Source organism: Pseudaminobacter soli (ex Li et al. 2025) (genome assembly GCF_003012705.1).
GTDB lineage: Bacteria > Pseudomonadota > Alphaproteobacteria > Rhizobiales > Rhizobiaceae > Pseudaminobacter > Pseudaminobacter soli.
Window position 1 is genome coordinate 276,233 of sequence record NZ_PXYL01000002.1, and the last position, 12,791, is coordinate 289,023.

At 62.3% G+C, this 12,791-nt stretch carries 10 protein-coding genes; 2 read left to right on the forward strand and 8 right to left on the reverse strand.

Annotation, left to right across the window (positions count from 1 at the left end; genetic code table 11):
- Positions 1-13 precede the first annotated feature (13 nt).
- Both C7I85_RS04900 and C7I85_RS04905 read right to left on the reverse strand, forming a co-directional pair.
- Positions 14-1,549, reverse strand: a complete 1,536-nt coding sequence (locus C7I85_RS04900) for an ABC transporter substrate-binding protein (protein ID WP_106722820.1) — start codon at positions 1,547-1,549, stop codon at positions 14-16.
- 170 nt (positions 1,550-1,719) lie between these two features.
- Positions 1,720-2,322 (reverse strand): winged helix DNA-binding protein, encoded by a 603-nt coding sequence (locus tag C7I85_RS04905; RefSeq protein WP_106722821.1) that lies wholly within the window; start codon positions 2,320-2,322, stop codon positions 1,720-1,722.
- Between the two features lie 101 nt (positions 2,323-2,423).
- On the opposite strand from C7I85_RS04905, the gene C7I85_RS04910 reads away from it, so the two are divergent.
- The gene (locus C7I85_RS04910) at positions 2,424-3,548 is read left to right on the forward strand and encodes an LLM class flavin-dependent oxidoreductase (protein ID WP_106722822.1); all 1,125 of its coding nucleotides are present in this window, start codon (positions 2,424-2,426) and stop codon (positions 3,546-3,548) included.
- An 18-nt stretch (positions 3,549-3,566) separates the two neighbouring features.
- Positions 3,567-4,094, forward strand: a complete 528-nt coding sequence (locus C7I85_RS04915) for a flavin reductase family protein (protein ID WP_245444810.1) — start codon at positions 3,567-3,569, stop codon at positions 4,092-4,094.
- A 56-nt stretch (positions 4,095-4,150) separates the two neighbouring features.
- On the opposite strand, the gene C7I85_RS04920 is transcribed toward C7I85_RS04915, so the two are convergent.
- From C7I85_RS04920 to nadC, 6 genes are all read right to left on the reverse strand, one after another.
- A complete protein-coding gene (locus C7I85_RS04920; RefSeq protein WP_106722824.1) occupies positions 4,151-5,719 on the reverse strand; it encodes a phytoene desaturase family protein in 1,569 nt (522 codons plus the stop codon).
- An 89-nt stretch (positions 5,720-5,808) separates the two neighbouring features.
- A complete protein-coding gene (locus C7I85_RS04925; RefSeq protein WP_106722825.1) occupies positions 5,809-7,086 on the reverse strand; it encodes an APC family permease in 1,278 nt (425 codons plus the stop codon).
- 131 nt (positions 7,087-7,217) lie between these two features.
- On the reverse strand, positions 7,218-8,162 hold the full coding sequence (gene glsA / locus C7I85_RS04930) for a glutaminase A (RefSeq protein ID WP_106722826.1): 945 nt from the start codon (positions 8,160-8,162) through the stop codon (positions 7,218-7,220).
- Between the two features lie 53 nt (positions 8,163-8,215).
- A complete protein-coding gene (gene gadC / locus C7I85_RS04935) occupies positions 8,216-9,769 on the reverse strand; it encodes a putative glutamine/gamma-aminobutyrate antiporter GadC (RefSeq protein WP_106722827.1) in 1,554 nt (517 codons plus the stop codon).
- A 70-nt stretch (positions 9,770-9,839) separates the two neighbouring features.
- Positions 9,840-11,234 carry a glutamate decarboxylase gene (locus C7I85_RS04940; RefSeq protein ID WP_106722828.1) on the reverse strand — a complete coding sequence of 465 codons (1,395 nt, stop codon included), beginning with the start codon at positions 11,232-11,234 and terminating at the stop codon, positions 9,840-9,842.
- A gap of 703 nt (positions 11,235-11,937) precedes the next feature.
- Complete coding sequence (gene nadC / locus C7I85_RS04945) at positions 11,938-12,789, reverse strand: carboxylating nicotinate-nucleotide diphosphorylase (RefSeq protein ID WP_106722829.1); 852 nt, start codon at positions 12,787-12,789, stop codon at positions 11,938-11,940.
- Positions 12,790-12,791 lie beyond the last annotated feature (2 nt).

Here is a 12,791-nt window from a genome sequence, read left to right on the forward strand (position 1 = left end):
TCAACGCCTCTTGTTACGCCTTTTCGATGTGGACCGGCTGAAGCGCGCCGGACTGGTTCGGCGCGACCTTCAGCTGGGACTTGAAGACGATCGGCTGCACATACTGCAGAAGCGGAATGACATATCCGTTCTCGGCGATGTATTTGGAAACTGCCTTCCAGCCGGCGATGCGCTTTTCCTCGTCCTTCTCGCCCCACAGCGGTCCGATGAGCTTGTCGAGGTCCTCGGTCTTCCATGCCGAGTGCGGCGAAGGCCCGAACATCGCAAAGCCCGTCGACGTGGTCGGGTCGATGATGGCGTTGCCCCAGTTGTAGAAGGCCGCCGGCGCAAGCTGGTGGGCAGCGCGCAGCTCGAAGTGCTTGGCGATTTCGTAGACCTCGATATCGGCCTCGATGCCGACCTTGCGCCACATGCCGACGATCGCCTGGATCATCTCGTAGTCTTTGGGCTTCAGGCCACGCGTTGTCTGGATCGTGAACTTTGCCGGCTTATCGGTCGAGTAGCCGCTGGCCGCCAGCAGTTCCTTTGCCTTTTCGGGATCGTAGCCGACGACGACCGAAGGATCATAGGCGGTGTAGTTCGGCGCTTCCAGCGTGTCGATCGGCACGCCGTAGCCGCGCAGCAGACGATCCACGATCGCCTTCTTGTCGATGGCGTGATGAGCAGCGAGCCTGACGTTCTTGTCGAGCATGACATCGACATTGGTAATGAAGATCATGCCGATGTCGGTGATCGGCGTGGCAATGCCGGCCAGGCCCTGCACCGACTTCAGGCGATCGAATTCTTCATAGGGAATATCGAGCGTAACATCGGACGAGCCGCTTTCGATCTCCGCGACGCGACTGGTTGCGTCGGGAACGAACTTGAACACGACCGTCTCGAAGGGCGGCTTGCCGCCGAAATAGTTCGGATTGGCCTTGAGGCGCAGGAAGGAGTTGCCTTCATAGGCATCGACCATATAGGGGCCAGTGCCGATCGGCTTCTTTTCGAAGCCCTCCGCCCCGACCTTCTCGTAATGGGCCTTGGGCAGCACGTAGCCGGTCAGATAGGCCATCCACATGAAGTAGGTCGGCTCGTAGCGCAGTACGTCGCCGGTGATCTTGTTGCCGTCGATCTTGTAGTTGCCGGCGGTCGACCAGATGAACTGGATCGGGTTCCCGGTCTCCTGCTTGGCGGCGCGTTCGAGCGACCAAACGATGTCCTCTGCCGTGAGCGGCGTACCGTCGTGCCAGGTGACGCCTTCGCGAACCGTCATCCAGACCTTGGTCTTGTCCTCGTTCCAGCCCCATTCCGTCAGCAAGCCCGGCTTGAAGGCCAAGTCGGGACCCTGGTCGATGAAGTGATCGAAGACCGTCCGGTAGATCGCCTGGGTCGCGGGATTGGTGGCATTCGAGCCGACCGTAGGGTCGAACGAGGGCAGGTTCACGTTGAAAGCGATGGTAAGCGTGTCGCTGGCCGCGGCAGCCGAAATGCCTCGCCCAGCAAGCAAGGCAGCCAGGAAGGTGCCGGCGCCAAGCGCCAGCGCATCGCGCCTGTTAAGCGTCGTCATATCTATCTCCAATGTTCCCCTTGGCGTCGGTGCTTTCGCCGACGCACCCGCCGGCTATGTGCCGATCTGGTGATGCTGGAGGTTAAGATGGTTTCTGCGGCTTTGCCAAGCGAAAATATATGTAATCGGATATTTTTTCACGACGGGCGGCCGACAGTGCTGTCGCCGCGTCAGTCGCGAGGTTCGGGCTCTGCGGCTTTGGGTTGCGCGGTGACGGCAAAGCGTCCTGGGCGCCGGCGATGGGTGGCCGCATTCCGTGCCGCCTGCGCGTAAATGCCGGTCATCAGTTCGAGCGTGCGCGCCGCATCCTCCAGGCGCTGGGCCAGTTCCGGCACGTGTCGCACGGCATCGATCAGCAAGGCTGACCGGACTTCGGCATAGCGGTCGGTGACGTCCTTCCCGAGCGCGGTGACCTCGTAGGTCACGCCCGAACGTCCGCTGCCGTTGCGCTCGACAAGTCCGCTCTTGATCAGCTTGCGCAGGCTGTACTGGATGTTCGGAATGTCCTCGCGATTGGTCATGTATGCGAGGTCATGGATGCTCTTGGGTCTATCATTCATCCGGATGATGTGCAGCAGGGCATTCTCGGGGCCACTCGCCGCAAAATCTATGACGGAAGCCAGGCACTCGGTCTGCCAGCGGCCAAAAGCCTCGAAGGAGCGCATCAGGGCGTATTCGAGTTCGACGACGTCGACCTCCAGCGGCGTATGCGCCAGGTGCCAGGTGCGATCGAACGTGTCCGAAGTGCCTTTGTTTTTGCTGTTTCGCGCCATGTGAATCTCCCTCCCGGAAAGATGCAGCAGCGACCCGCTTGCGTCTACATAAGATTTCAAATAGACATTCTATTATAAATTTCATCGTATGGAGGAGCACGATGACTGAATCCCACAACCGTATGTACAATTCCGATACGTTCCTGCTTGGGACTTTCGCGACCAATTGCTCAAGCGGGCTGACGGTCTCGAAATTGCCGGAACGCTGGAACAATTCCTGGGCCAACAATCTGCGGCTGGCGCAGATGCTCGATGACGCCGGGATCGATTTCATGCTGCCGATCGCCCGCTGGGTCGGCTATGGCGGTGAGACGAACTTCCATGGCGGCGTTCTCGAGACGATGACCTGGGCGGCCGGCCTGCTTGCCAAGACGCGTGACATAACGATCTTTGCGACCATTCACACCACCGCCAATCATCCTGTGGTGGTGGCAAAGCAGCTCGCCACGATCGACCAGATCGGCAACGGCCGTATCGGCCTCAACATCGTCGCGGGCTGGAACAAGCCGGAATACGAGGCGCTGGGGCTGACGCTGCCGGACGACCACGAGACCCGCTACGGCTATGCGCAGGAATGGTACGACGTCATCAAGGCGCTTTGGACCCGCACCGAAGCCTTCGATTGGGACGGCACCTATTTCAAGCTGAAGAACATTCTCGGCGATCCGCGTCCGTCGCGACAGGTGCCGATCCTGAATGCAGCCGGCTCGGGCGAAGGCCGCGCCTTTGCGGTGCGCAATGCCGATTTCCTGTTCACGCCAGCCATCGACCTGTCCCGCTCGAGCGAGGAGATCGCGATGCTGAAGCAGCAGGGCAGGGACGTCGGTCGCGACGTGAATGTGCTGACCTTCTCGCATGTCGTCTGCCGTCCGACCGAAAAGGAAGCCAAGGAGTTCCTGGAGCACACCGGCAAGAACAACACCGACTGGCCGGCGGTCGACAATCTCGTGCGGCTCCTGTTCAGCCATGCGCAATCCTTCCCGCATGATCTGCTCGCGCTCATTCGCGATCGCATGGCGGCCGGCCATGGCGGCTTCCCGCTTACCGGTACGCCCGAGCAGGTGGCCGACGGCCTCACCGCGCTGCATGCGGCAGGATTCCGCGGGACGACGCTTTCCTTCTTCGATTACGCAGAAGAGTTCCCCTATTTCCGCGACAACGTTTTGCCGATCCTCGAGGCGCGTGGCATTCGCCCGGCGCATCGTCCGGCCGAAGCGGCTGCGTAAGGCGAGCGGAGGAACGTCATGTCAGATGGGTTCACCTCTCACGACATGTCGAGCGAACAGGGTGTGGCGGCGTTTCGCGCCGCCATGCGCCTGATCGTCGGCAATGTCAGCCTCATCACCGCCGGCGTCGGGACGGATCGTTCCGGCCTCGTCGTCATCTCCATGGTGTCCCTGTCGGCCCAGCCGCCCAAGGTGATCGCCTGCGTCAACCGCTCGTCTTCGACCTGGCCGATCATCGAGCGCTTCGGCCATTTCGGTGTGAGCTCGCTCGGGCCAGACCATCAGGCATTGGCCGAACGCTTCTCGGGCTTCGGCGGCATCAAGGGCGCCGATCGCTATGAGGGTGCCGAGTGGGCGACGATGGTCACCGGCGCCTCGCTGCTCAAGGACGCGGTCGCCGTGTTCGACTGCAAGCTCGATGAAATGATCGACCGCGGTTCGCATTCGATCGTCATCGGCTCGGTTGCGGCCGTCGGCACCAGGGATGAGGGTGGCGCTCTGACCTATTGGCGCGGCGGCTACCGAGCGCTCCATGTCGCGGCCTGAGGCCTATATGCGGTGCGGCTTTGGCCGCACCGCAGCTTTCGGAACAGCGGGATCCGTTACTTTCCCGCCAGCTTACGGCCAAGCATGAAACCGGAGCCGGCACCCGTGCCGGCGCCTGGCCAGGTGGCCGCTCCACATAGATAAAGCTTCTCGACCGGCGTCTTGTAGCGCGACCAGCCGGCGACGGGCCTGAACAGAAAATTCTGGTCGAGCCGGTGGCTGCCGGACAGGTTGTCGCCGCCGATGAGGTTGGGGTTTTCGCGCTCCAGGTCACATGGCGTGAACACCGCGCGTCCAAGAATTCGGGAACGTATGCCCGGCGCATAGCGGTCCAGCAGATCCAGCACTCGTTCGGCGTAGGCGTCCTTGGCATCATCCCATGAACGCGCCGAAGTCGTGCCGGCTGCATCGCCGAGTATCTCGGCCGGCAGCACGCGCACCTGAACCCAAAGTGTATGTTTGCCGTCCGGCGCACGGCTAGGGTCGACCGCCGTCGGCTGGCCGACGACGAGCACCGGCTCGCGCGGCAGAAGACCTGAGGCGGCCTCGGCATAGGTCCGCGCCATCAGGCCCATGTCGGGCGCGAGGTGGACATAGGCGAAGCGGTGTAGTTCTGGGCCGGCCTTCCAGTCCGGCAGGCCTTCGAGCGCGAGATGGATCATCATTGTCCCCGGGCCGGCGCGGAAGCTTGCCACGCGCTTATCGAATGCCGTCCGTCCCGGGTCGCTCGGAAGCAGCTTGCCGAAGACCAGCTTCGGGTGCGCATTGGCGATCACGGCGCGGCTTGCCTTCAGCGTCCTGCCGTTGGCAAGTCTCACGCCGGTTGCGCGGCCACCCTCCATCTCGATCGCTTCGACGCCGGTGCCGAGCAAGATCTCGCCTCCCTTGGCCTTCAACAGGCTGGTCATCGCCCGGATGATCGTATCCGCGCCGCCTTTGCCGATAACCATGCCGAAGGCCTGGCTGGCCATCGATTCCAGATAAGGAAAAAGCGCGCCGCCGGCTGTGTCAGGTGCGAAGTCGAGATGCAGTCCCCACGCCGCCATCATCGCCTTCAGCTTTTCGCTCTCGAAATGCGCGTCGAGAAAATCGCGCGGCGTGGACAGAAGCATGCGCCCCATGTCGAGAAGCCCGCTCGTGCCCATGGCACGCCACGCTTTCCATGCCGTCCTTGCGGTCTGAAGCGAGGGCATTTCGGCGCCGAGCAGGCCGAAAAGATGCGGCGCCTGTGTGCCGAAGCCGGCCACCATCTGCCGCCACGCGTCGGCGTCCTGCTGGGAGAGCGCGGCAATCCGAGATGCGGTCTCGTCGAGCGATGCGCTGACACCGAGCCAGCTGCCGTCCGGAAAAGCCGAGGCAAATGCATCCGGCGCCGGCACCAGTTCTAGGCCATGCGCTGTGAGTTCGTCCTTGTAGGTGGCAAAGAAAGCCGAGCCGGCGAACATCGACAGGTTCATGGCGCAAAGGTCGTGGCGGAAGCCCGGCAGGGTCACCTCGCGGGTCTTGACTGCTCCGCCAGGTTCGGCGGCCTGCTCCACCACCGCCACTTTCCAACCACGCGCGGCCAGATGGATGGCTGCCGCGAGGCCATTGTGACCTGCCCCAATTACTATCGCGTCGTGCATTGCCTGTCCCCCCCCGACTCAATTCATCCGCATAGGAATACATGCTAATACATAGATGATGTCATGTTTTGACGCCAATTGCCGGACCATCACTCCTGCGCCGGAGGTTTGGGCGATCGGTACTCCTCACGCCCGATCAGCCATTCGCTGGCTGCGCAGATGAGTAGCATCAGGCAGATCAGCAAGAGCCCCGCCGGTTGCTCGCGCCCGAGATGGATTAGCGAGCCCAGCAGTACGCCCGCCATCAGAACTGCGCCCAGCACGATCGGCAGTCGCATGCCTCCGGCTGTTTCGCGCAGCCGCCAATGCGCGGCAAGGACCGCAAGGTACGCGATGAGAAAGGTAACGCCCGCGAGGTTGGCAATGGCGCCCAGGGGGAAGGCGAGGATGAGCGCCAACGCGATAGCGACAGCAATGGGAAAGCCGCGTGGCACATGCAACTCGCTCTGTCCGAAGAACTGCGGGAGCTTGCCTTGCTGGGCAAGGTCGGCGTTGAGATTCAGGATGCTGAACATGGTCGCATTGGTGGCCGATGCCGTGGCCAGCAGACCGCCGATGGCAACGATGGTGTAGCCGATTTGCCCGAGCACGGGCTTTGCGGCAGCGGCAACGGCGGTGTCGGCATAATGGGCGAGCCGGTCGGCCGGCAGGTTCCCGAGAATGACCAGGGCCAGCGCCAGATAGAGCAGGATGACGAGGCTGATCGCCAGGAATATAGCGCGCGGCATGACCTTTTTCGGATCGGCGACGCTTGCTGCGGCATTAGCCATCATGCCGAACCCGGCATAGGCAAAGAATGTCAGGCCGACGCTTGCCGTCAGCGTGGCCCAGCCGACGCTGGGCCACTTCGCCAGAATGCCCGAATTGAAGCCCGAAAGACTGGCGGCGATGAGCAGGACGAGTATCCCGAGCTTGATGACCACCAGCAATATTTCCGCGCGTCCGACGGCTCCCGAACCGACGAGATTGATGAAGGCGATGGCGAGCACCATGAGGACCGCAAGCGTATTCGCAATCCCGCGGCCGGCGGCATCACCGAAGATAAGCTGCGCCGCATAGGCACCGAAGCTCTTGCCGACCACCGCGACGGTGACGATCAGCGTCACCAGGTAAACGAGCGACAAAGTGCCGGCAAAGAGGCCTTTGGGAAACGCTTCCGCAAGATAGTCGATCAGCCCACCGCGTTCGGGATAGCGGGCCGAGAGGCGAGCAAAGGAGTAGCCCGCCAGCAACGCAATCACGCCGCCGATCAGGAAGCTGAGCAGGACATCCCGACCTGCCAGGAGCGTGGCCTGTCCAAGCAGGGCAAAGATGCCTGCGCCAACCATGGAGCCGATGCCGAGCGCGGTGACGCTCCAGACATTCATGGAGGCCCGAATATTCGGGGGTAGGGGATTCCCAACGTTGGCGCGGTATCTTGCGGCCCCGTGGTGATCTGCCTTCCGCAAGCGTCTGTGGGCGATGGCGGGCCTCCCTTTGTTTGAGCGGGACCTTGATCTCAGGCCTGGTGCGGCTGAAAGAGGTTGCGATCAAGTGCCTTGGCCACGGCCGCCACCGCAGCAAGGCCCCGCACGCTGTTGCCGGCTGGATCCAGCGGCGGCGAGAAGGCCGCGATCGCCAACTCGCCCGGAACTACGGCGAGCAGCCCGCCGCCAACGCCGCTCTTGCCTGGCAGGCCGACGTTGAAGGCCCAGTCGCCGGAAGCCGTGTAGAGGCCCTCCATCGCCATCTCCGCGAGGATCGGTCCGGTGTTGCTCGCCGCGATCACGCGCTCCTTGCTTACTGGATTTATGCCGCCTGCGGCGAGCGTCGCGCCCATTGTGGCTAGCTCGATTGTCGTGACGAGCGTCGAGCACTGGCGCGTATAGACATCGACGGCCTGCATGGGGTCGCTGTAGCAGGTGCCCGCGCTGTAGAGCAGCCAGGCGATGGCCCGGTTATGGAAGTTCGTCGTCTGCTCCGAACGATTCACCTCGTCGCTCAAGGAAATCTGCCGACCGGCGAAGCGGCTCTGGCAATCGAGTATGGCCTTCCAGCAGGCATCCGCGCTGTCGCCGGGCACTAGGCTTGTCGTGGCAATTGCCCCGGCATTGACCAGCGGCGACAGCGGCCTGCCGCCATGCAACTCGAGCGCAATGACCGAATTGAAGGGCAGACCGGTCGGGTCGGCGCCGACCTTCTTGTGCACGGCCTCGGCCCCGATTTTCTCCATCACCAGCGCCAGGGTGAACACTTTTGAGATCGACTCGATCGCGAAGGCAAAGTCGGCGTCGCCCGTCTTGAAGACTTGCCCGTCGGCGGTCACGACGGCGATGCCGAACAAGTCTGACGGAACCGAAGCCAAGTATGGAATATAGTCGGCATTCTTGCCGCCCGAAGCGGCAAGGCCCGCAGCGCGTCCCTTTTCCAGCACGGTCGTGATGGCCTCTGGCGTGATCGACATGGATGCCTCCTGGGATGCGCTGTCGGCCGGTTGCCCCGGCAACGCCTCCTGCATCAGTTGGGACGATGGCCGGCCTGAGCCGGCGCCGTTTGCGGCGTGCCCGGCATGCGGCCTTCCTTCTCCCAGCCGAAGGGTTCGAAATCGGCCGAGCCTTCGGCCGTCTTCCAATGCGGCTTGCGGACAGCGTAGATGATGAGGGGAATGGCCACGAAGATCACGTTGCCGGCGATCAGGATCCAGATGTAGGTGCGCGGGCTGCCGACCGAGATCTGCGACGGCGGCACGAAGCTCAGCACAAAGGCGATGAACGAGCCGATGAGACCGATGCCGGCGAAAAGCCACATGCCGCCAGAGCCGAAAGGCACCTTGTAGGGGCGGGGCGTGTTCGGCTCGCTATAGCGCAGATGGATCGCGGCCGCGAACATCAAGAGATACATGATCAGGTAGAGCGTGACGGTCAGCTGGCTGAGTATCTGATAGGCGGCTTGCACCGATGGCAGCACCACGAACATGATCGACAGGAAGGTAACGATCAGTCCCTGGACGATGAGGATATGGCTTGGCGCGCCATGCTCGTTCACCCTCTGGAAGAAGGGCGGCAGATAGCCCGCGCGGCCAACTACCGACAGCGCCGTCGAGGGGCCCGCAACCCAAACGGTGACACCGCCCAGAACGCCGAAGGCGAGCGCAATGGCCATTATCGGCGAGAGCCAGTCGATGCCGAACACCTTGAAGAAGGAATCGTAGGTGATCAGCAGGCTTTGCACGAGATTTATCTGCGAGGCAGGGATTATGAAGGCGATGGCCAGCGTGCCGAGCACGAAGATCGCCACCGTGATGATCGAGGAGATCAGGATGGCGAGAGGATAGTTCCGCGAAGGGTTGTCGATCTCCTTCACATGGATCGCGTTCATCTCCATGCCCGCGTAGAACAGGAAGATGCCAGCGGCGAGAACCAGATTGTTGAAGTTGGTGAAGTCCGGCACCAGGTCATGCCAAGCTAAAGGCACCTCGATGTGATGGCCTGAGAGAAAGTACGTGAAGCCGAGAACGATCAGGATCGCGGCCGGGATGATCGTGCCGATCATGCCGCCCCATTTGGCGATGCGCGAAGCCGACTTCAGGCCGTGCAGCGTGACCCAGGTGGCTGCCCAATAGACGATAAGCACGATGGCGATCGTGTAGAGCTTGTTGGCGGCCAGTGCCTCGTCCCATTTCTGGTCGGGCCTGGCGAACGCAATGGCAACCGCACCGAAGGTCAGAACCGTCGGGAACCAGATCGTCGATTCCACCCAGACGAGGAAGATCGCGAGGAAGCCCCATCGTGGCCCGAAGGCCTCGCCAACCCAGCGGAAAACGCCGCCCTTCTCAGGCCAGCCTGTCGCCAGTTCGGCGGCCACGATCGACACCGGGATCAGGAAGAAGACGGCTGCGAAGATGTAGTAGAAGACCGAGGTGAGCCCGTAGGTCGCTTCCGACGGCAGGCCCCGCAAACTGACGACTGCCGTGACATTCATAATGGCCAGCGTCAGAACGCTGAGCTTCGCTGCCTGGGCGATAGTCTTGCCCGCTGTTGCGCCGGCGGGGGCGCTTGTGCTGGTTGCCATGGTCCTCACCCGAAAATCCAAATTGGAATGGAGTCCGTTTGGCAGGACTGGGAAGGCCGTCTGTCGGCTATCAGGTATGGTGGAAGCCAGTTCCCTCCGATGGTTTGATGTCGGACGGCGGATGGGTCTCGAAGAACTCGAGTGCGGCCTTGAAGTCGCGCATCAGGAGCGAGGCCATGTCCCGGTCGAAGCCGCGCCTGCACATCATGCGCATCACGGTGATGTCTGACGCCTTGCCGGACAGCGCAAAGGCCGGCACCTGCCAGCCGTCATGCCGCAAACGGTCCGAAACATCATAGAGCGTGTAACCTGGCTTGGCGCCGTCCTTGATACGGAAGCAGATGGCTGGAATGCCGCCGCTTTCCGAACCGGTACAGATGAATTCGAACGGCCCGGCCTTGGCGACTTCCTTGGCCAGATATTGTGCGACCGCATAGGCCGCCTTCTGCACCTTGGCGTATCCCTCGCGACCGAGGCGGAGGAATTCGTAGTATTGGGAAATGACCTGACCCGCCGGACGGGAGAAATTGATGGCGAAGGTGCCGACCTGACCGCCCAGATAGTCCACCTTGAATACGAGATCGTCGGGCAGTGAAGCTGCATCGCGCCAGACGACCCAACCGCAGCCGAGCGGGGCAAGTCCATATTTGTGGCCCGAGGCGCTGATCGACTTCACCCGAGGCAGGCGGAAATCCCACTTGATCTCCGGCGCACAGAACGGGGCCAGGAAGCCGCCGCTGGCGGCATCGACATGTATGTCGACGTCGAGCCCCTTGGATTTTTGCAGCTTGTCGAGCGCGTCCTGGAGCGGCTCAGGAAACTCGTAGTTGCCTGTGTAGGTCACACCGAAAGTAGGCACCACTCCGATGGTGTTTTCGTCGATGGCCTCGACCATCTCATTCGCGCCCATGAAGAGCCGGCCATGCTCCATCGGAATCTCACGGATCTCGACGTCCCAATAGCGGGCGAATTTGTGCCAGCACACCTGCACGGGGCCGCATACGAAGTTGGGCTTGTCGGTCGGCTTGCCCATCTCCTGCATCTTCTTGCGCCAGCGCCATTTCATGGCCATGCCGCCCAGCATGCAGGCTTCGCTGGAGCCGATGGTGTTGGTGCCGGTGGCGTTTCCCTGCGTCTTCGGAGCGTTCCATAGGTCGGCGACCATATTGACGCAGCGCAGGTCGATCGCGGCCGATTGCGGATACTCTTCCTTATCGATCCAGTTCTTGTTGATCGACAGGTCCATCAGCTTGTGGACGTATTCGTCATCCCAGGTCTGGCAGAAGGTCGCTAGGTTCTGGCGGGCATTGCCATCGAGGAACAGCTCGTCGTGGATGATCTGGAAGACGGCCTTTGCCATCGTCTCCTTCGTCGGAAAGACCTGCGAAGCGGCGATGCCCTGTAGGGGTTCGGCACCGAAAAGCGGATCGATGAGCCCTTGTGCCAGCCGGTTCCCGTCAGTCATGACAATCTCCTTTTGACAGAAACTCCCGTTCACGATTGGCCTTGTGGCCATGTCGGCGCAGCTTCGCGCTTGCTGAGCGCGCGTCTCGATCTCCTATGAGAGAGCGAGCACCATCCTACCGTCTACCGTGCCGTTTTGGAGGTTGGAGAGGCGGCGGCCTTCATGATTGCGCTGGTCATCAGAATGCTCCGCAGCCGGCATGGTCCGGTAGCAAAGGCTTTGTCGACGAGCTGTTGCTCGAGCCTTAGATCGCGTTGGTGCTGGAGCTAGGGCACACTGGGTAGCCGTCAAGTCAAGCGTTGCGGCTGGCCACCAGGGGCTCCGTTATGACACGTGGGAGATGGCGGGAGGTTGTTCACTCGGAGCCTTTGCCGAGTGGATCGCTTGTTGCTTACCGCTGACAGCTTCTGCGGAGTGATGAAGGATAGCCAACGCCGGCCGCCACCACGCGAGGCTGGCGTCCAGCGTTCGGCATTCACGTTGAAGGGCGCGGCCGGCCCGTCTGCTCTTATTTCCCCGATGTTGAAATCCCGAAGGCAAGGACCACCGCAAAGGCAGCGAAAACGCCGACTACGCAGGCCACGACGACAATTGAATCCATAGGCATTGGGTGTCTCCATTCATGCCTGGAAACGATATGCCAGGGTGATCGGTTACTCGTTGATCTGGATCAAATTTTTCCCCCTGCGTGAAGGCCGTCCGGTCAGGCGACGGTGTCCAGCCCAATGTCGAGGATCGGGGCACTGTGGGTCAGCCAACCCACGGAAATGAGGTCGACCCCGCTGGCCGCGATCGCAGGCGCGGTCGACGGGTTGATGCGGCCGGAGGCTTCCGTGATCGCGCGGCCTCCAACGATCTGCACAGCTTGCGCCAGCATTTCGGGCGACATGTTGTCGAGCAGCACCGCATCGACGCCTAGGGCAAGCGCTTCTTCGAGCTGCTCGAGCGTATCGACCTCGACCTCGATCTTCACCATATGGCCGACGCCGGCCTTGGCACGCTCGATTGCCGGCCGCACACCGCCGGCGATGGCGATGTGATTGTCCTTGATCAGCACCGCATCATCGAGCCCGAAGCGATGGTTCGACCCGCCGCCGGCCCGCACTGCGTATTTTTCCAGGGCACGCAGGCCCGGCGTGGTCTTGCGGGTGCAGACGATCTGCGCGTTATGCCCGCGCACTGCGTCTGCGATCCCGGCCGTAACGGTGGCGATGCCGCTCAGATGGGAGAGAAAGTTGAGCGCGACCCGCTCTGCCGTCAGCAGCCCGCGTGCGGGTCCGCTCAGCGTCGCGATGATGTCGCCAGCCTGCAGCCGGCTACCGTCCGGCTTCGCGACCTTCATTTCGATGGCGGGCTCGATGAGGCGAAACGCGAGTCCGGCGAGGTCCAGACCGGCAACGACGCCCGGCTGGCGCGCCGCCAGTACCATGGTTGCCCAATGGTCCGCTGGCACGATGGCATCGGTGGTGATGTCGCCGGCGCGACCGAGGTCTTCCAGCAGCGCCGCGCGCACCAGCGGTTCGAGCATGATCTGGGGCAGGGGGGAGAGAGGCATGG